The sequence below is a fragment of the Klebsiella quasivariicola genome, from assembly GCF_002269255.1.
Taxonomy (GTDB): domain Bacteria; phylum Pseudomonadota; class Gammaproteobacteria; order Enterobacterales; family Enterobacteriaceae; genus Klebsiella; species Klebsiella quasivariicola.
This window is the reverse complement of sequence record NZ_CP022823.1, coordinates 2918718-2936207: the sequence shown is the minus strand read 5'-3', so window position 1 is coordinate 2936207 and position 17490 is coordinate 2918718. Positions and strand designations below refer to the sequence as shown.

Annotated in this window: 19 protein-coding genes; 6 read left to right on the top strand and 13 right to left on the bottom strand. The window is 58.0% G+C overall.

The genetic code is table 11. From position 1 onward, the window contains the following. Positions 1–125: 125 nt before the first annotated feature. Positions 126–1160, bottom strand: coding sequence for an AI-2E family transporter (locus tag B8P98_RS14680; RefSeq protein ID WP_025712280.1), 1035 nt, complete (start codon positions 1158–1160; stop codon positions 126–128). 443 nt (positions 1161–1603) lie between these two features. Between B8P98_RS14680 and kpnE the strand changes: the two genes are divergently transcribed. Continuing rightward, positions 1604–1966: a multidrug efflux SMR transporter subunit KpnE gene (kpnE, locus tag B8P98_RS14670; RefSeq protein ID WP_080897410.1), complete on the top strand. Its 363-nt coding sequence runs from the start codon at positions 1604–1606 to the stop codon at positions 1964–1966. Then, positions 1953–2282, top strand: a complete 330-nt coding sequence (gene kpnF, locus B8P98_RS14665) for a multidrug efflux SMR transporter subunit KpnF (protein WP_025712278.1) — start codon at positions 1953–1955, stop codon at positions 2280–2282. The genes kpnE and kpnF overlap by 14 nt, the downstream gene beginning before the upstream one ends. A gap of 62 nt (positions 2283–2344) precedes the next feature. On the opposite strand, the gene B8P98_RS32030 is transcribed toward kpnF, so the two are convergent. The 5 genes from B8P98_RS32030 to B8P98_RS14645 form a co-directional block, all read right to left on the bottom strand. Continuing rightward, a complete protein-coding gene (locus tag B8P98_RS32030; protein ID WP_370511765.1) occupies positions 2345–2431 on the bottom strand; it encodes a hypothetical protein in 87 nt (28 codons plus the stop codon). Between the two features lie 21 nt (positions 2432–2452). Further along, positions 2453–3265: a trypsin-like serine peptidase gene (locus B8P98_RS14660; protein ID WP_025712277.1), complete on the bottom strand. Its 813-nt coding sequence runs from the start codon at positions 3263–3265 to the stop codon at positions 2453–2455. 785 nt (positions 3266–4050) lie between these two features. Further along, positions 4051–4134: a small membrane protein YdgU gene (gene ydgU / locus B8P98_RS32140; protein WP_049245797.1), complete on the bottom strand. Its 84-nt coding sequence runs from the start codon at positions 4132–4134 to the stop codon at positions 4051–4053. Between the two features lie 69 nt (positions 4135–4203). Continuing rightward, a complete protein-coding gene (asr, locus tag B8P98_RS14650) occupies positions 4204–4623 on the bottom strand; it encodes an acid resistance repetitive basic protein Asr (RefSeq protein ID WP_080897408.1) in 420 nt (139 codons plus the stop codon). A gap of 163 nt (positions 4624–4786) precedes the next feature. Continuing rightward, on the bottom strand, positions 4787–6274 hold the full coding sequence (locus tag B8P98_RS14645) for a carboxypeptidase M32 (RefSeq protein WP_080897407.1): 1488 nt from the start codon (positions 6272–6274) through the stop codon (positions 4787–4789). A gap of 216 nt (positions 6275–6490) precedes the next feature. Between B8P98_RS14645 and B8P98_RS31490 the strand changes: the two genes are divergently transcribed. Further along, positions 6491–6583, top strand: a complete 93-nt coding sequence (locus B8P98_RS31490) for a KPN_01571 family protein (protein ID WP_210235180.1) — start codon at positions 6491–6493, stop codon at positions 6581–6583. A gap of 30 nt (positions 6584–6613) precedes the next feature. Here B8P98_RS31490 and B8P98_RS14640 read toward each other — a convergent pair whose 3' ends face one another. Beyond that, the gene (locus B8P98_RS14640; protein ID WP_080897406.1) at positions 6614–7864 is read right to left on the bottom strand and encodes an MFS transporter; all 1251 of its coding nucleotides are present in this window, start codon (positions 7862–7864) and stop codon (positions 6614–6616) included. 130 nt (positions 7865–7994) lie between these two features. On the opposite strand from B8P98_RS14640, the gene B8P98_RS14635 reads away from it, so the two are divergent. The 3 genes from B8P98_RS14635 to bioD all read left to right on the top strand — a co-directional run bounded on the left by B8P98_RS14635 (position 7995) and on the right by bioD (position 11064). Beyond that, positions 7995–8897: a LysR family transcriptional regulator gene (locus tag B8P98_RS14635; RefSeq protein WP_025712271.1), complete on the top strand. Its 903-nt coding sequence runs from the start codon at positions 7995–7997 to the stop codon at positions 8895–8897. A 123-nt stretch (positions 8898–9020) separates the two neighbouring features. Then, positions 9021–10241 carry a sugar metabolism global transcriptional regulator Mlc gene (gene mlc / locus B8P98_RS14630; protein ID WP_025712270.1) on the top strand — a complete coding sequence of 407 codons (1221 nt, stop codon included), beginning with the start codon at positions 9021–9023 and terminating at the stop codon, positions 10239–10241. Between the two features lie 127 nt (positions 10242–10368). Continuing rightward, positions 10369–11064: a dethiobiotin synthase gene (bioD, locus tag B8P98_RS14625; RefSeq protein ID WP_025712269.1), complete on the top strand. Its 696-nt coding sequence runs from the start codon at positions 10369–10371 to the stop codon at positions 11062–11064. Here the strand turns inward: bioD and clcB are convergent. The 6 genes from clcB to B8P98_RS14595 form a co-directional block, all read right to left on the bottom strand. Beyond that, positions 11017–12312, bottom strand: a complete 1296-nt coding sequence (gene clcB / locus B8P98_RS14620; RefSeq protein WP_080897405.1) for a voltage-gated ClC-type chloride channel ClcB — start codon at positions 12310–12312, stop codon at positions 11017–11019. The two genes, bioD and clcB, sit on opposite strands and share 48 nt — an antisense overlap. 134 nt (positions 12313–12446) lie before the next feature. Then, positions 12447–13055, bottom strand: a complete 609-nt coding sequence (dmsD, locus tag B8P98_RS14615) for a Tat proofreading chaperone DmsD (RefSeq protein WP_080924578.1) — start codon at positions 13053–13055, stop codon at positions 12447–12449. Between the two features lie 40 nt (positions 13056–13095). After that, positions 13096–13953 (bottom strand): DmsC/YnfH family molybdoenzyme membrane anchor subunit, encoded by an 858-nt coding sequence (locus tag B8P98_RS14610; RefSeq protein WP_025712265.1) that lies wholly within the window; start codon positions 13951–13953, stop codon positions 13096–13098. Position 13954: 1 nt separating this feature from the next. Further along, entirely contained in the window at positions 13955–14572 is a 618-nt protein-coding gene (locus B8P98_RS14605; protein WP_080897404.1) for a DMSO/selenate family reductase complex B subunit, read from the bottom strand. A 10-nt stretch (positions 14573–14582) separates the two neighbouring features. Next, a complete protein-coding gene (gene ynfE, locus B8P98_RS14600; protein ID WP_095033159.1) occupies positions 14583–17018 on the bottom strand; it encodes a selenate/tellurate reductase subunit YnfE in 2436 nt (811 codons plus the stop codon). Between the two features lie 151 nt (positions 17019–17169). Next, the gene (locus B8P98_RS14595; RefSeq protein WP_025712262.1) at positions 17170–17439 is read right to left on the bottom strand and encodes a DUF1161 domain-containing protein; all 270 of its coding nucleotides are present in this window, start codon (positions 17437–17439) and stop codon (positions 17170–17172) included. Between the last annotated feature and the right edge of the window lie 51 nt (positions 17440–17490).

Sequence of the window (17490 nt, the reverse complement as noted above, 5' to 3'; positions counted from 1 at the left end):
TAGCTTGAGAGTAATAATTTCGAGTCGCCCTTTGTGATGAGGATCACTAATACAAAAGGCGTAGGGGTCTACCGCGGGCGCAAAGGTGTGGAAATGGGCCGGTCTGATGCCGGCCCGGGGAAAGGTTACTCTTTACTCACATCACTGAGTAAGAAGGCAATACTCTGCCCGCCGCTGGTCTGCTCCAGGGCAATTTTGACGATGATCGTCAACGGCACCGACAGCAACATGCCGACCGGACCCAGCAACCAGCCCCAGAAGATCAAGGACAGGAACACCACCAGCGTGGAGAGTCCCAGGCCGCGTCCCATAATCCGCGGCTCCAGAATATTACCGAACACCAGATTAACGATAAGATAGCCGGCCAGCACCACCAGCGCCTCGTACAGGCCGCCGAATACCAGAACCTGCAGAATCGGCGGGATAGCCGCCAGCACGGAACCGATATTGGGAATATAGTTTAGCGCGAAGGCCAGCAGCCCCCACATAAAGGCGAAGCGTACATCCAGCAGCACCAGCATGCCCCAGACCACCAGGCCGGTGACCAGGCTAATCGCGGTTTTCAGCACCAGATAATGCGACACGCTGTCAATGGCCCGCTGGATGGCGCCCATGCCTTCTACCGGGCGGGACATCAGCTGCTGCAGCTTGGCGGGAAGCTGCGGAACTTCCAGCAGCATAAACACCACCGTCAGGAGCAACAGAAAAATTGAAGACATGGCGTTCGACAGCTGCGTGAGCAGGCTGGTCACCAGCGTCATCACGGCGTTAGGGTCGATGTATTTATTCAACTCCACCACCGAGACGGTGAACCCCATGCGCTGCAGCCAGGGGGCGATGGTCTGCATCGGCTCATACAGATAGTTGCGATACTGCGGCAGGGTACGCGCCAGCTCGTTCAGCGAGGTCCCCAGCGAAGCCAGCAGCACCACGGCCAGCATGACAATGAGGCCAATCAGCAGCGAAATCGCCAGTACGCGCGGTACCCGGCAGCGGACCAGCAGTTGTACCAGCGGATTGATGATGACCGCCAGAAAGAGGGCGAGAATAAAAGGGACAATAATGTCCGCCGCAAAGCGAATGCCGGTAAGGATGATCACCAGCATGCCCAGCATGATGACCATCTTTAATCCGTTAAGTGTAATAATGGGTTTAGCCATAGGGTCCCGACCTCGATCTTCCTTGCCTATTAACAGGTTGCGTTACATTAGCATAATGACGTTTTTTTGCAGAAAAAACGCATTGAAGCAAAACAGCGGCGTAAAGAATTGCAAAGTCTTTGAATTAAATGTAGCACTATGCTACAAATTTAGCTGTGTATAACTACTGAGGATAATTTTCATCCGCACCGGACGAGAAGCAACACCGCGGATAATTGTAATTTTATGGACAATCAGTTCAGGATGTATATTTTAAATCACCCCGCAGTATCCCTTTCTTTTTCCCGTTTTGCCGGCGAACAGCACTGGCATTCGGCGCTATAGTCACCTTTCTTACTGCCTGAGCTGGCGCCAAGCGCACAGCGAAATCTACGTCAGAAATTTTCCGGTTTACGTTTCGCGTAAACGGTAATGGATTATATTCTCAAGCAGGAGAAAGGATCATGTTTTATTGGATTTTATTGGCTTTAGCGATTGTCGCTGAAATTACCGGCACCTTGTCTATGAAATGGGCAAGCGTGAGTGGTGGGCACACCGGCTTTATTTTAATGCTGGCCATGATTGCCCTCTCATATATTTTTCTCGCCTTTGCAGTTAAAAAAATAGCCCTCGGCGTGGCTTATGCATTGTGGGAAGGAATTGGCATTTTGCTGATTACTCTGTTTAGCGTTCTGTTGTTTGATGAAAGCCTGTCGCTGTTGAAGATAGCCGGCCTGACGACCCTGGTGGCGGGGATTGTCTTAATTAAGTCCGGGACTCAGAAAAAAACGTCGAAGCCGCAGGAGGTGAGCCATGCAGCAGTTTGAGTGGGTACACGCCGCCTGGCTGGCTATCGCCATCGTGCTTGAAATCATCGCCAACGTCTTTTTGAAGTTTTCCGACGGCTTCCGCCGCAAAATCTACGGTATCCTGTCCCTGGCGGCGGTGTTGGGGGCATTCAGCGCCCTGTCACAGGCGGTCAAAGGGATCGATCTCTCAGTCGCCTATGCGCTGTGGGGCGGCTTCGGTATCGCGGCGACCATTGCCGCCGGTTGGGTGCTGTTTGGTCAGCGCCTGAATAACAAAGGCTGGGCGGGGCTCATCCTGCTGGTGGCCGGCATGGTGCTCATTAAGCTCGCCTGACGTCTTGCCGCCTGCGAAGGCAGGCGGCAAACAGGCCCACTGTGGTGATGGCCAGCTTGTAATTATGCCCGGTGATGATGAGGACTGCGCAGGTTCACGGCTTTCGGCTGGCGAAAAATTTCTTCCGCCACGAGGGGGCAAAAATACATTCTCTCGCCGATCACGGTCTATTACTCTCCGGCCAGCGTTTCGAGCTTATCACGAAAGCCGGTGACGGAAATGGCGCGGTTGTCGGCCCGCCAGCGATCCTGCGGACCAGGAGCGGAGCTTTGCACGGCGATCACCTGCCAGCCATCCTCGGTCTTCAGCAGCAGCGGCGAGCCGCTGTCCCCTGGCAGGGTGTCGCACTGGTGCGACAGCACGCTGCTTTGCGCCCAGCCGGTCACAATGCAATCCTGGTGACTGTACAGATTATCCAGATGATCTTCAGGATAACCTGACTGGGTCACTTTCCGGTCCGCTGCCTTCAGCGCGGCGGTTAAATCGGCCTTACTGCCGGGGAAAAGCGGGATCGGCGTGATGCCCGACGGGGCGTAACGCAGGACGATCAAGCCAAAATCTGACGGCGCAGCGGCGGAGGGGACGATCCAGCCATCGCCATCAGCCTTCAGGCGCTTACCTAAACCTGGCTCCACCCGCCCATCAATACCGTGAATCTCATACACCCAGTTGCCGTTGCGGGAAATAAAGCGCAGGGCGACCGCTTTGTCCGGCTTGCCGCGCGGGGGGGTTAACAGACAGTGTCCCGCGGTTAGCGCCAGATTCGGAGAGATGAGCGTGGCCGTACACAAATTGCCGCTGGCGGTTTCCAGCTGGCCAATCGCATCCCACGGGCTCTCTTCAGGGTGGCTGACGGCTTTACGATCATCGTGGCCGAAAAAGAGCGTTTTAATGTCTTTGGCGCTCAGACCGCTCTCATCGGCATGGGCGCCCAGAGGCAACAGATAAAATGAACACAGTAATAACAGAACGTCTCTACGCATATCACTCTCTGGGGAGGCTATGATGTCTATTGACAGTAGCAGGAGATTTAAGTTTTTGAAAGTAAACACTAATTCCAGTCAGCCCAAACGGCAATCTTTACCGAAGCGCGGCTGGAAAGACTGCCGGCTAAACCGTCTGATTTCAAACAGTTAATGCCAACAGTCTTCAGTGATTATTTCCGCAGAAAGCGGCGTGCGGCGCAACTCAATTCGTGTATCAGAACGTACTGAATCTGATTAATATTGCATCAATTCGCTCTTGGGACTATTCCTGGTTTGTCAGGGATGGGCGCAAAAATAATACGTTTACCCACCAGAACTTCACCAGAATTCGCACTTCTTTACGCCCCTCGTAATTATTTTCAATGCGAAACATTTTCTCACCGAAAACGTTGTTACGGTCAACCTGCCGTTGAGTAAATAGAGAGGTAATACCGGCGATGATACCTCAATTCTATTTCCCCGTGGTTCGGAGGGTATATGTCTAAAAAAGGTATTCGCGCACTGGTTTATGTTTCCCTGGTCTCGGTCGCTATCTGGGGTGCGACCGGTTATCTGGTGATGGAAGCGGTACGCGTACTGTGAAGAGTCTGGTCACTGCGAGGTGGCCGGCGCGCAATAGTTTATGACTTAAGTGTCTGGCGTCTTCGGGCGCCGGACATTTTTGTGCTGCTGGAATTTTCAGGTAAAGGAGATGCAGGAAGGTGTGGTCAGCGATAGCCGCACGATAGTGAGTTAACTGAAAAGCCAGCAGGAGCAACAAAATCAGAGCGGGGTGGACAGGATTAATAGAGGAAAAAGCGGGTAGCAACCACTGCGCAAATGATTAACAGGATCAGGATGAGCTCAAAACGATAGCGCCGCAGCATAGTGCTCTCCAGAAAAAACGGCGCTGAAACAGCGCCGATTATTTAAGAAGGTTGGTTCACCGGGAGGAATTATGCTGCCGGCTGTGCAGCTGGTTTAGCGGCCTGGTGTTTAGTGGTTTTGTGGTGTTTTTTTGCTGCCTGGGCTTTCTGGGCTACCGGTTTAGCCGCAGTTTTGTGGTGCTTTTTCGCTGCCTGGGCTTTCTGCGGAGCGGCTGGTTTAGCGTCTGCTTTTTTGTGTTTTTTAGCGGCCTGGGCTTTCTGGGCAGCGGCTGGTTTAGCGTCTGCTTTTTTGTGTTTTTTGGCAGCCTGCGCTTTCTGCTCTGCAGCCGGTTTTGCCGCAGCTTTGTGCTGTTTTTTGTGATGAGTGGTCTTGGCAGCCGTGCTGTGGGTAGCAGCTGGCGCCTGAGTGGTGCTTGCTGCATCAGCAGCGAAAGCGGCAGAAGAGAGACCCATAGCAGCGGCAACGACCAGAGCTAATACTTTTTTCATTCTGATATCCTCGAAAAGTTTTCTTAATTTCAACCCCACTGCGGGGCCGGTGAAATCACTATATGCTTGTCTTTTCGGGCTTTCCGTGAGTGTTTGGTATCGGCGTGTAACCGAATGTACAAGCCAGGGGGGAAGGACGCGCCGGGTAGCCCGGCGCGCACGATCACAGGTAACGGGCGGTAAGATGGTCGCGGAAATAGCGGCTGCTTAGTTCTTCGCCGGTGGCCTGCTGGATCAACTGCGAGGTGGTGAAGCGGCTGCCATGCTGCCAGATATTTTGTCGCAGCCAGTCGAACAGGGCGCTGAAATCCCCTTCGGCGATATCGCGGTCTAAGGTCGGCAGCGCACGGCGAGCGGCGGCCATCAGCTGCGCGGCATACATTGCGCCCAGGGTGTAGGAAGGGAAGTAACCAAAGCCGCCGTCGGTCCAGTGAATATCCTGCATGCAGCCATCGCGATAATTGCCGGTGGTCGACAGTCCCAGCCAGTGCTGCATTTTCTCGTCCCACAGCGATGGGATATCTTCCACCTCAATGTCGCCGTCGATCAGCGCGCGTTCAATTTCATAGCGCAGGATCACATGTGCCGGGTAGCTGACCTCGTCGGCATCGACGCGAATAAAGCCCGGTTTCACTCGCTGATTCCAGGCGACAAAATTGTCCTGGCTGAAGGCCGGCTGGTCGCCAAAGCGCTCGCGCACCGCCGGCAACAGGCGGTTTAGGAAGCGCTCGCTGCGTCCCAGCTGCATTTCAAAGAACAGGCTCTGCGATTCGTGAATGGCGGTGGAGCGGGCGAGCCCAACCGGCTGGTCGATCCAGGGCCGGGGCAGGTTCTGTTCATAGCGGGCGTGGCCGGTTTCGTGGATCACGCCGAACAGGGCGCTGAGCAGATCCTTTTCATTGTAGCGAGTGGTTATGCGCACGTCCTGGGGGACGCCGCCGCAGAACGGGTGGGCGCTGATATCGAGGCGCCCGCCGTCGAAGTCAAAGCCGAGGATGCGCATCGCCTGCAGGCCCAGTTCCCGTTGTTCAGCAATGGGGAAAGGCCCCTGCGGGGCGATTAACGTCTGCTTCGCCTGCTTCTCCACCGCCTGGCTAAGCAGGGAGGGTAGCCACGATTTGAGATCGGCGAACAGGCTGTCCAGCCGCGCGCTGGTCATATCCGGTTCGAAAATATCCAGCAGCGCGTCGTAGCGTGAACCGCCTCTGGCATCGGCGCGGATCTGCGCTTCCTGACGGCTCAGTTTGACCACCTCGCGAAGATTGTCGGCAAAGCCCGTCCAGTCGTTGGCGGGACGCTGGCTGCGCCAGGCATGCTCACAGCGGCTGCCGGCCAGCGATTTAGCCTCCACCAGGCTCTCCGGCAGCAGCGCCGCCTGATCGTACTGACGCTGCATTTCGCGCAGGTTGGCCTGTTCGACATCATTGAGATCCTGCTGGCGGGCCTCCTGAAGCCATTGCCCCACTTTTTTATCGGTCAGGATCTGATGCTGCAGCACGCCGAGCTCGGCCAGCGCTTCGCTGCGGGCGACGCTCCCGCCCGGGGGCATCATCGCGAACATATCCCAGCCGGCGATGGCGGAGAGATGCGAAAAGCGCGACAGGCGCTGAAAGGTGCGGGTAAGCTGCTGATAAGGCGTATTTTCAGTCATAGTAGCGTGCGGTCCGTGACAGGTGAATAAAGAGATTATCGGTCTGCTTCTACACTATCCTGATACGCCCCGCGGGTCGAGCGTTGCGCACAGGGGAAGGGAAAGACACATGGTGGGAGAATAAGCTCACCTCTGTGATCGGTGTGACAGAAAACGGTAACATATCGGTACTAAACTGTGATCGATTACACAGGTCTGGAGGTTCGGGGGTGGTTTATGAATCCGTTCACCTGGCTGTTTATTGCTTTATTGTCCATTGATGCCTTGAGAGAGCTGATGGGTTTGTCATCCATCATGGGCATGTGGTGAAACGTGGCCCGCAGGCCACGTCACAAACGACTATTTCAGTCGCCGATGCAGGCACGTGCCGGTCAGTAGCGCGGCAAGGAGCAGTAGCGCGATAAAGCCTCCGACGCCGTTCCAACCGTAGTGGTGCCAGAACACTCCGCCTAATGTCCCCGCCAGACTGGAGCCTAAATAATAGCTGAACAAATACAGCGATGACGCCTGGCCGCGGGCGCGGCGAGCGCGGGGGCCAATCCAGCTGCTGGCAACCGAGTGCGCGGCGAAAAATCCCGCCGAAAACAATAGCATGCCGATGAAAATGAGCCACAGTGAAGAAAAGAGCGTCAGCAGCAGACCGCAGAGCATCACCGCCGTAAAGCCGAGCATCACCGGCCCGCGGCCATAGCGTACCGTCATGGCGCCCGCCTTCGGGGAACTCCAGGTACCGGTGAGATAGGCCACCGACAGTAGCCCCACCACAGCCTGGCTTAACGACCATGGCGACATCATCAGCCGGTAGCCAATGTAATTAAACAGGGTGACAAAGGCCCCCATCAGCAGGAAACCTTCGACGAACAGCAGCGGCAGGCCGCGGTCGCGCCAGTGCAGGCGAAAGTTAATCAGTAATGTTTTCGGTCGCAGCGAGGTGGGACGGAAATGCCGAGACTCGGGCAGGATGCGCCAGAACATAACGGCTGCAGCCAGCGCGAAGCCGCTGATTACCGCCAGCGCCACGCGCCAGCCGAAGAAATCGGTGAATACCCCGGTGAGCAAGCGGCCGCTCATGCCGCCGATGGAGTTGCCGCTGATATAGAGCCCCATGGAAAAGGCGACAAAGCTGGGATGGATCTCCTCGCTCAGGTAGGTCATGCCAACCGCCGCTACGCCGCTCAGCGACAGGCCGATCAGCGCGCGCATAATCAGAATGCCGTGCCAGCTGGACATCATGGTCGACAGCAGCGAGCAGCAGGCGGCCAGCAGCAGGGCGGTGACCATCACCGGTTTGCGGCCAACGGCATCGGAGAGCGGGCCGGTAAACAACAGGCCTACCGCCAGCATCGCCGTGGAAATGGAGAGTGAGATACTGCTGCTGGCCGGCGATACAGCGAACTCGTTCGACAGTACCGGCAGGATCGGCTGCACGCAGTAGAGCAGGGCGAAGGTGGCCAGCCCGGCGGAGAACAGCGCGAGGGTGACGCGCATAAACTGCGGGGTGCCGCGCTTAATAAACTGATCCGGGCGGGATGCACCAGCGACGCTGACCTCGCCCGCCGGCACGGTGTCAACGGTTGTTGTACGACTCACAGAGAATTCCTTGCGTAGAAGTTGCTGCTTACCAACAGAGTGTTGTGACCATTCAGCTCACATTTTTAGGGTATGAAAATGTAAATATTCTGTCTAATATATTAATAATCTCAAATAAGACGTTTTAAATATGAATATCGAGTTGCGTCATCTGCGCTACTTTATCGCCGTCGCCGAAGAGCTGCATTTTGGCCGCGCCGCGGCGCGACTGAACATCTCGCAACCGCCGTTAAGTCAGCAAATTCAGATCCTTGAGCAGCAGACCGGGGCGCGTCTGTTCGCCCGCACCAACCGCAGCGTTAGCCTGACGGCGGCCGGGAAACAGTTTCTCGCCGACAGCCGCCAAATCCTCGCCCAGGTCGATGACGCGGCCGCCCGCGCCGCGCGTCTGCATCATGGGGAAACTGGCGAGCTGCGTATCGGTTTTACTTCGTCGGCGCCTTTCATTAAGGCGGTGTCTGATACGCTGTCGATGTTTCGCCAGCGCTATCCGGATGTGCATATTCTGACCCGGGAGACCAACACTCGCGAACAGATCGTGCCCCTGAGCGAGGGAGCCCTCGACCTGGGACTGTTGCGCAATACTCAGTTACCGGACACCCTGGCATGGGAGCGGGTGCTGCGCGAACCGCTGCTGGCGATGGTGCCGGCCAACCATCCGCTGGCCCGTCTGCCCTCGGTCAGCCTGGCAGCGCTGGCGCGTGAACCCTTTGTCTTTTTCGACCCGCACGTCGGCACCGGCCTGTATGACGACATCCTCGGCTTGCTGCGCCGCTACGGGCATACGCCGGTGATTGCCCAGGAGGTGGGGGAGGCGATGACCATTATCGGCCTGGTGGCGGCCGGGCTGGGGGTGTCGATTCTGCCGGCCTCCTTTCAGCGCGTGCAGCTCAGTGAAATGCGCTGGCTGCCGATTGAGGAGCAGGATGCCGTATCGGAGATGTGGCTGGTGTGGTCGAAGCACCACGAACAGGGGGCGCTGGCAAAACGCTTTCGCGATGCGCTGCTGGCCTGGAAAACCGAGCAGAATTGAGGCGAAAACAGGCTGGAAATGTGCAGTAAATCACAAGGCTAAGTAAAAATTTGACGTTCACCATCGAAGTGCTTCACCATAGCCGAAAGTTTATTTCGAAGCGCGAAAATAAGGGAGTCAATGGTGGTAGCGGATAGTCAACCAGGCCATATCGATCAAATTAAGCAGACCAATGCGGGCGCTGTATATCGCCTGATTGATCAGCTCGGCCCGGTTTCGCGTATCGACCTCTCCCGATTTGCGCAACTGGCGCCCGCCAGTATCACCAAAATCGTCCGCGAAATGCTGGAAGCGCATCTGGTGCAGGAGACGGAGATCCAGGAGCCCGGTAGCCGTGGCCGTCCGGCGGTAGGACTGATGGTGGAAACCGAAGCCTGGCACTATCTGGCGGTGCGCATCAGCCGCGGCGAGATCCATCTTTCGCTGCGAGATTTAAGTAGCCAGCTGGTGGTGGAGGATCAGCTGGAACTGGCGCTCACCGACAGTACGCCGTTTCTCACCCGGGTTATCGACCACATTGATCGGTTCTTTATTCGCCATCAAAAGAAGCTGGAACGCCTTACTTCCATCGCCATGACGATGCCGGGAATTATTGATACCGAAAATGGCATTATCCATCGAATGCCGTTTTATGAGGATGTCAAAGATGTGCCGCTGGGCGAAGCGCTGGCTAATCATACCGGCGTGCCGGTCTATATTCAGCATGACATCAGCGCCTGGACCATGGCGGAATCGTTATTTGGCGCCTCGCGCGGCGCTCGTGACGTCATTCAGGTGGTGATCGACCATAACGTGGGCGCCGGCGTCATTACCGACGGTCGCCTGCTGCATGCCGGCAGCAGCAGCCTGGTGGAGATCGGCCATACTCAGGTCGATCCCTACGGCAAACGCTGCTACTGCGGCAACCATGGCTGTCTGGAAACCATTGCCAGCGTGGAGAGCGTGCTGGAGCTGGCGCAGATGCGCATGGCGCAGTCGATGAGCTCTCTGCTGCACCAGCGTCCGCTGAGCGTGGAGTGGTTGTGCCAGGCGGCGCTGCAGGGCGATCTGCTGGCCCGAGATATTATCAGCGGCGTAGGTAACCACGTTGGTCGTATTCTGGCGATCATGGTCAACCTGTTTAACCCGCAGAAAATCCTGATTGGCTCGCCGTTTAATCTGGCGGCAGAGATCCTTTTTCCGGCAATTTCCAGCTGCATTCGGCAACAATCGCTCCCCGCCTACAGTCAGCATATTGCTGTCGAAAGCACCCAGTTCTCCAACCGTGGAACGATGGCTGGCGCGGCGCTGGTCAAGGATGCGCTCTATAACGGATCCTTACTCATACGACTGTTACAGGGTTAACATTTTTTCATAGTCACACCAAAAATTGCGCTATCTCAAGCCGACCCCCAGCGGCTTCACGTAGACTTTGCCCACTGTTGATTATTTCTCTCCCGTATATTTCATCGACAAAACTGTGGGGTTAGTGATGTTTAAGCGTTTCTTTATTACAGGTACAGACACCTCTGTCGGGAAGACAGTGGTTACCCGTGCGCTGTTGCAGGCACTTGCTGCCAGAGGCAAAAGCGTGGCCGGGTACAAGCCTGTGGCGAAGGGCAGCAAAGAGACGCCGGACGGTTTGCGCAACAAAGACGCGCTGGTACTGCAGAGCGTCTCCACGCTGGCGTTACCCTATGAGGCGGTCAATCCTATCGCCCTGAGTGAAGACGAAAGCAGCGTGGCGCACAGCTGTCCGATTAACTATGGTCTGTTGTCAGATGGTTTGCAGCGGCTTAGCGGGCAGGTCGAGCATGTGGTGGTCGAAGGCACCGGCGGCTGGCGCAGCCTGATGAACGACCTGCGACCGCTCTCCGAGTGGGTGGTGCAGGAGCAGCTCCCGGTACTGATGGTGGTGGGGATCCAGGAAGGGTGCATTAATCATGCGCTGCTTACCGCCCAGGCGATCGCTAATGACGGGCTGCCGCTGATCGGCTGGGTGGCCAACCGGATCAACCCCGGTCTGGCGCACTATGCTGAAATCATCGATGTACTCAGCAAAAAGCTGCCGGCACCGCTGATTGGCGAACTGCCGTATTTGCCGCGCGCCGAACAGCGTGAGCTGAGCCGTTACGTCGATTTAGACATGCTCGGCAACGTGATGGCGATAGATCGAATCCCGGCGTAACGTCCGCGACAGCACTGACGCCACGACGCAGGTTATCAGCAGGCCGGGCAGCAGGACATACTGCCCGGTCATCTCACAAATCATCAATGTCGACATGATCGGCGCATGGGTGGTAGCGGCCAGAAACGCCGCCATACCCGTCAGCCCCATCAGGATGGCTATCTCCTCATTTCCCGCTAACCACAGCCCGCTGAGGTGGGCAAACAGCATGCCCATCGCCAGGCCGACAAACAGCGTGGGGGTAAAGACCCCGCCGGGCGCACCGGAACCGCTGCTGGCCAGCACCGCCAACAGTTTGCACAGGAACACGGCGAGCAATAGCGCGCCGGGCGGCGGTACCAGCAAATAGCTTTGCACTACGCTGTAGCCGTTGCCCCATACCGCCGGAGTGAGGAGCGATAAGCCACCGACAATCAGCCCGCCCAGCGCCAGCTGCCACGGCGGAGACAGTTTCAGTTTGACGAATCCGCGGTGGCTGTAGTCCATCAGCCAGATAAACAGTGGCCCACACACCCCGGCCAGCAGCCCGGTGGCCAGCATTAAGCCATAGTGCAGCGCATTGAGGTTCTGCTGCAGGACGACGTGATACAGCGGCGCGGCGCCGCCATTGAGAAACTGCGTCAACAGCAGGGCGACCACCGCCGAGATAACCACCGGCCCGAGCGAGGCCAGCATCAGCGTACCGAAGAGGATCTCGGCGATAAACAGGCTTCCGGCCAGCGGGGCATGATAGGCGCTGGCCATCCCGGCGGCGGCGCCGCAGGCGACCCATAGCTTCCATTCACTCTGCGACGTGAAGCGGCGGGCAAACAGCGAAGCCGCCAGCGCGGCCAGCAGGATCATGGCGCCTTCCCGGCCAATGGCGCTGCCGGTGACGACCACCAGCAGCGAGGCCAGCGATTTCACCAGGCTTGCCGGGGTATCGAAACAGCCATCGCCGGTTTCCAGCGCTTCCATGTAATCGGTGGCGGCATGAGGGCGCGTGACGCTGCGACGCTGCCAGAGCCAGAGTAAGGTTCCTGCCGCCAGGCCACCCAGCGCCGGGGTAATCAGCCGCCGCCACGCCGGCAGCGACTGTGCGGCGTTGACCAGGCTCCCGCTGTCATTGCCAAGAAACAGCGTTTCCAGCACCACCATGGCGTGGCGAAATAGCGCCACCGCCAGCGCGGCGAGAAGACCAATTAGGGTGGCGATCAGCAGGCGGCGAAACATCACCTGCACATCAGGATAGGGATGGAGACGGTGCATCACTCACGGCAAGGTTCGGAAAACATGGCCTTATTGTGATAGGGAATAACCTTAGATGCAAAAGCGATAAGTGCGGGGGAAGGGCTGAAAAGTGGCAAAATAATACCGCGCCGGATACCGGCGCGGTGAAAGGATTAACGATAGAGCGGTTTCTCCGCCACGGCGATCGGCAGATTCTCCTGCCATTGCGCCAGGGTCGTCTGCGCCAGCTGACCCAGCGTCCGGTAGAAGGGGTGGGCGGCGTGTTCGACAAAAACGCGCAGGAAGCGCCCGGACCACGGCAGCAGATGCCAGGCCAGCAGTTGAGCAAACAACGCATCCTGCTCGGTTTCGCACAGCCATGCCGCCAGGAGTAGCAAGGTGCCGAAATGATCTTCGGGTTCGTTGCCATCGCCCTGCAGCGCGATGCCGTTCTCGCGCATCCACTGGCGCAGGGCCAGCGTGGAATCGCCAAACAGCACCGACTCTTTATCCAGCCAAACCGAGCCCCAGGGCGGCGCCGGCAGGGCCCACGGCCCGATAAACAGGCGCTGCCAGGCTTCAGGCAACGTCTCTTCCGCCGATGCGGTAAACCCTGACGCCAGCGGGGCCGCTACCGGGAAGGGCCACTGCTGCTGCCAGCTCCCGTCCTGGAAGGCGGCGACCAGCGGCGCAATTTCCACGCTATTCGGCGCATAAGAGAACAGCGCGCCCAGGGTGCGGGCGCTTAACGCGACAGCGTCGCGATTTGGGAACGGCATCATGACATTATTCCTTACTGCGGCGCGCTCGAGCGCCGTCTCATTAACCGGCAACCGCCATACCGACGGTCATATGCAGACCATAAAACAGTCCGCGGCCTATACATTCAGCGATCAACACCAGCAGCAGACCAACCAGCAGCCCCACGGCGCGCGGCGGCTGGCGGCGGATCAGTGGACAGAGCCAGCAGCCAAGACCCAGGGCCAGCAGGATCAGGCGCAACGCCTGGAGTTTGCCGTAGTCTGGCAGCAGGGTGGCTGCCTGCTGGACTGGGCTGTGGATGGCGCCGAGCCCGGCGCTTTGCATAACGATCACCGCGGCGCTGATCGCCAGCGCGGCCACGCTCAGTCCGGCAAAAAACCAGCCGTTAAAGTCGACTTTCGCCAGCCGCAGCAGCAGGGCGGCAAACAGCGGCCCGCTGAGCAGCACCGTCAGAAAGAACGCGCTGGTGGTATAGCCATTGTACCATGTCGGCACGGTATCGATTTGATAGACCCGGGTCATCGCCAGCACAAACAGCAGGCCCAACAGCAGAGTGACGATCAGCCAGACTTTTCCCAGCGCTGCCGGCATTTTCCCCAGCACCGCCAGCAACCACCAGAATCCACCCACGGCGAAGAACAAGGCGCCGCTGGCGATTTCGTTGCTCAGCGCCGAAGCGCCGACGCGATTCAGCGAGTTAAACGCGCGCAGCGGTGAGCCGAGATGCATCACCGAAGCAAGAAAACCGATGCCCATCAGCAGCCAGATAAAAAACATGCAGCGCACCAGCCGCTGTCTTGCGGCGTGCTGGTCCGCGAGCGACAGCCAGCCGAGGCCGCTAACGATGATCGCGCCAACCACGCATTGCCCCAGCACCGTAAACAGCACCAGCGGCCATTCATGCCATCCGCTTCCCATCTCACACCTCCTTCGGATTCGCCAGGTAACCGGTGGTATCACCACACGGCCGGGCATTGGCGTTAGGTTTGATCACAATGCTCGGCCGGGTGAAGTGCGCCGACGGCAGCGGCGCCACCGCGGCCAGCTGGCCGTGCTTTGCGCGCAGCTCGGCAATCGGACCGAAATCAAGCGCCCGCAGCGGGCAGGACTCGACGCAGATCGGTTTTTTCCCCTCGGCGACGCGCTCATGGCAGCCATCGCACTTGGTCATATGGCCTTTGTCGGCGTTGTACTGCGGCGCGCCGTAGGGACAGGCCATATGGCAGTAGCGGCAGCCAATACAGACATCTTCGTTGACCACCACAAAACCGTCTTCGCGCTTGTGCATTGCGCCGCTCGGACAGACCTTGGTACAGGCCGGATCTTCGCAGTGGTTGCAGGCGATGGAGAGGTAATAAGCAAAAACGTTCTGTTGCCAGACGCCGTTGTCCTCCTGCCAGTCGCCGCCGGCATATTCGTAAATACGGCGGAAGCTGACCTCGGGTGTGAGATTCTTGTAGTCCTTACAGGCCAGCTCGCAGGTCTTGCACCCGGTACAGCGAGCGGAGTCGATAAAGAATCCATATTGCGTGCTCATGGTTTACTCCTTACACCTTCTCGATGTCGACCAGGTTGGTATGCTGCGGATTCCCCTTCGCCAGCGGCGACGGACGGTGGGTGGTCAGGGTATTCATGCAGGCGCCATGGTCGACCCGATCGCCGGCCATATTGGCGTCGTGCCAGGCGCCCTGGCCCATCGCTGAGACCCCCGGCATGATGCGCGGGGTCACTTTCGCCGGAAGACGGACTTCGCCGCGCGGGTTGAACACCCGCACCAGATCGCCGTTTTTAATCCCGCGTTTCTCGGCATCGAGCGGGTTGATCCACACTTCCTGACGGCAGGCGGCCTGCAGCACGTCCACATTGCCATAGCTGGAATGGGTGCGCGCTTTATAGTGAAAACCAAACAGCTGCAGCGGGTACTGACTGCGCAACGGATCGTCCCAGCCTTCAAATGTGGAGGCGTAGATCGGCAGTGGGCTGATGACTTCGTCTTTCTCCAGCTGCCAGCGCGCGGCAATCTCGGCGAGCCGACTGGAGTAGATTTCAATTTTGCCGGACGGCGTTTTGAGCGGATGCGCGTCGGGATCGCGGCGGAAATCCTGGTAAGCGACGAAGTGGCCGTTCGGATCTTTACGCTTGTAGATGCCCATCTGCTTCAGGTCGTCGTAGTCCGGCAGCGCCGGATCTTTCGCCACCATTTTGGCATACAGATATTGCAACCACTGTTCCTGGGTGCGCCCCTCGGTAAAGCGCTGGTATACGTCGTCGCCGAGTCGTTTCGCGACTTCACTTAAGATCCAGTAAATCGGTTTGCGTTCGAACTTCGCCGAGGTGGCGGGCTGGATAAAAATCAGATAGCCCATATTGCCCGCGTAATCATTAGGGATGATATCTTCCTGCTCGACGGTCATCAGGTCGGGCAGCAGCAGGTCGGCATATTTCGCCGAGGAGGTCATAAAGTTGTCGATAACCACGATGGTTTCGCATTTACTCTCATCCTGCAGAATATCGTGGGTCTTATTGATGTCGGAGTGCTGGTTAATGATGGTGTTGCCCGCATAGTTCCACAGGAACTTGATCGGCACATCCAGCTTCTCTTTGCCGCGCACGCCGTCGCGGGTGGCGGTCATCTCCGGGCCACGGGCAATGGCGTCGGTCCAGGTGAAGCAGGAGATGGCGGTCTTGACCGGGTTTTCCAGCACCGGCAGGCGCTCAATGGTGATGGTGTAGGTTGACTCGCGGGCGCCGCTGTTGCCGCCGTTAATGCCGACGTTGCCGGTTAAGATCGGCAGCATGGCGATCGCCCGGGCGGAAAGCTCACCGTTGGCCTGGCGCTGCGGTCCCCAGCCCTGGCAGATGTACGCCGGTTTGCTCATACCGATTTCGCGCGCCAGTTTGATGATGCGATCGGCAGGGATACCGGTAATGCGCGAGGCCCACTGCGGCGTTTTGGCGATCCCGTCATCGCCTTCGCCGAGAATATAGGCCTTATAATGGCCGTTGGCCGGGGCGCCTTCCGGCAGCGTTTTCTCGTCGTAGCCAACGCAGTATTTATCGAGAAAAGGCTGGTCCACCAGATTTTCGTTAATCAGCACCCAGGCGATACCGGCCACCAGTGCGGCGTCGGTGCCGGGGCGAATAGGGATCCACTCATCTTCCCGACCGGCGGCGGTATCGGTGTAGCGCGGATCGATAACGATCATCCGGGCGTTCGAGCGCTCGCGGGCCTGCTCCAGATACCAGGTTATACCGCCGCCGCTCATCCGGGTTTCCGCCGGGTTGTTGCCGAACATCACCACCAGCTTACTGTTTTCAATATCCGAGGTGCTGTTGCCGTCGTTACTGCCGTAGGTGTAGGGCATGGCGCAGGCAATCTGGGCGGTACTATAGGTACCGTACTGATTGAGCGAGCCGCCGTAACAGTTCATCAGCCGCGTGACCGGCGAAGCGGAAGGCGACGAACGGGTGATGTTGCCGCCGACAATTTCCGAAGAGTAGTTAATGTACACCGCTTCATTACCGTACTGCGCCACCACGCTTTTCAGGCGGTCGGCGAGGGTATCCAGCGCCTCCTGCCAGCTGATGCGGACAAATTTGCCTTCTCCGCGTTTACCAACGCGTTTCATCGGGTAGTTAAGGCGATCCGGGTGGTTAATGCGCCGGCGAATTGAACGCCCGCGCAGGCAGGCGCGCACCTGATGGTCGCCGTAGCGGTCGTCGCCGGTGTTATCTGTCTCAACGTAAATAACCTCGTCATCCCGCACGTGCAATCGCAACGCGCAGCGGCTGCCGCAGTTAACCGAACAGGCACCCCAGACGACGCGGGTCGTGTCGCCGGTAGCCTGCTGCACTGCCGCCGCGGCGCTGCGCAGCGTAAAGGGCAGGGTGAGGCCGCCGGCGGCCAGCGCCAGAGAACCGAGGGCTGTGGATTTGATGAGCGCGCGTCGGGTGACGCCGCCGGGGGATTCCTGATTCGACATTGCTCACTCCATGATAGTTATGCTGTGCGGAGAAGGGCCGCCCGCGTCATCAACAGACGCAGGGGTGAGCGATAATACGTTATGGGTAGCCAGCAGATCTTATCCCTGGTCAACCAGAGATAAGATCTTTCATTTGAAAGCCGGGAAAGGCTTACTGAGTGTCGCTTTCGACGGGGGTATCGCTGTTACGCGTATAGGTAATTTTAAAGGTGTCATTGGCGCAATGTCCCACTACCTGAACGCCGGCCTGATCTGCCTGATCGTTGGGCACAATGGCCAGGCTGAAGGCCGTTTCCGGTACGCCATTATTGATGATCTTTTGCTGTATTTCGCTCTTTACCCGTTCACAGGAATCGGGCGCGGCCAGCACGGTGGTGGAGCACAGCAGTAGTGCGGCGCCTGTCCACAGGGATAGTTTCATCTTACACTCCTTATCGATGTTATCCAGAATTAAGCATAGCAGAACTGGTGT

Excerpts from the sequence above, each read along its gene's own strand:
- ydgU (WP_049245797.1), bottom strand. The coding sequence starts at position 4,134 with ATGCTGCGGCGCTATCGTTTTGAGCTCATCCTGATCCTGTTAATCATT.
- B8P98_RS14645 (WP_080897407.1), bottom strand. The coding sequence starts at position 6,274 with ATGACTGAAAATACGCCTTATCAGCAGCTTACCCGCACCTTTCAGCGC.
- B8P98_RS31490 (WP_210235180.1), top strand. The coding sequence starts at position 6,491 with ATGAATCCGTTCACCTGGCTGTTTATTGCTTTATTGTCCATTGATGCC.
- B8P98_RS14635 (WP_025712271.1), top strand. The coding sequence starts at position 7,995 with ATGAATATCGAGTTGCGTCATCTGCGCTACTTTATCGCCGTCGCCGAA.
- B8P98_RS14610 (WP_025712265.1), bottom strand. The coding sequence starts at position 13,953 with ATGGGAAGCGGATGGCATGAATGGCCGCTGGTGCTGTTTACGGTGCTG.
- B8P98_RS14680 (WP_025712280.1), bottom strand. The coding sequence starts at position 1,160 with ATGGCTAAACCCATTATTACACTTAACGGATTAAAGATGGTCATCATG.
- B8P98_RS32030 (WP_370511765.1), bottom strand. The coding sequence starts at position 2,431 with ATGTATTTTTGCCCCCTCGTGGCGGAAGAAATTTTTCGCCAGCCGAAA.
- B8P98_RS14660 (WP_025712277.1), bottom strand. The coding sequence starts at position 3,265 with ATGCGTAGAGACGTTCTGTTATTACTGTGTTCATTTTATCTGTTGCCT.
- B8P98_RS14605 (WP_080897404.1), bottom strand. The coding sequence starts at position 14,572 with ATGAGCACGCAATATGGATTCTTTATCGACTCCGCTCGCTGTACCGGG.
- asr (WP_080897408.1), bottom strand. The coding sequence starts at position 4,623 with ATGAAAAAAGTATTAGCTCTGGTCGTTGCCGCTGCTATGGGTCTCTCT.
- kpnF (WP_025712278.1), top strand. The coding sequence starts at position 1,953 with ATGCAGCAGTTTGAGTGGGTACACGCCGCCTGGCTGGCTATCGCCATC.
- clcB (WP_080897405.1), bottom strand. The coding sequence starts at position 12,312 with ATGCACCGTCTCCATCCCTATCCTGATGTGCAGGTGATGTTTCGCCGC.
- dmsD (WP_080924578.1), bottom strand. The coding sequence starts at position 13,055 with ATGATGCCGTTCCCAAATCGCGACGCTGTCGCGTTAAGCGCCCGCACC.
- B8P98_RS14595 (WP_025712262.1), bottom strand. The coding sequence starts at position 17,439 with ATGAAACTATCCCTGTGGACAGGCGCCGCACTACTGCTGTGCTCCACC.
- bioD (WP_025712269.1), top strand. The coding sequence starts at position 10,369 with ATGTTTAAGCGTTTCTTTATTACAGGTACAGACACCTCTGTCGGGAAG.
- kpnE (WP_080897410.1), top strand. The coding sequence starts at position 1,604 with ATGTTTTATTGGATTTTATTGGCTTTAGCGATTGTCGCTGAAATTACC.
- ynfE (WP_095033159.1), bottom strand. The coding sequence starts at position 17,018 with ATGTCGAATCAGGAATCCCCCGGCGGCGTCACCCGACGCGCGCTCATC.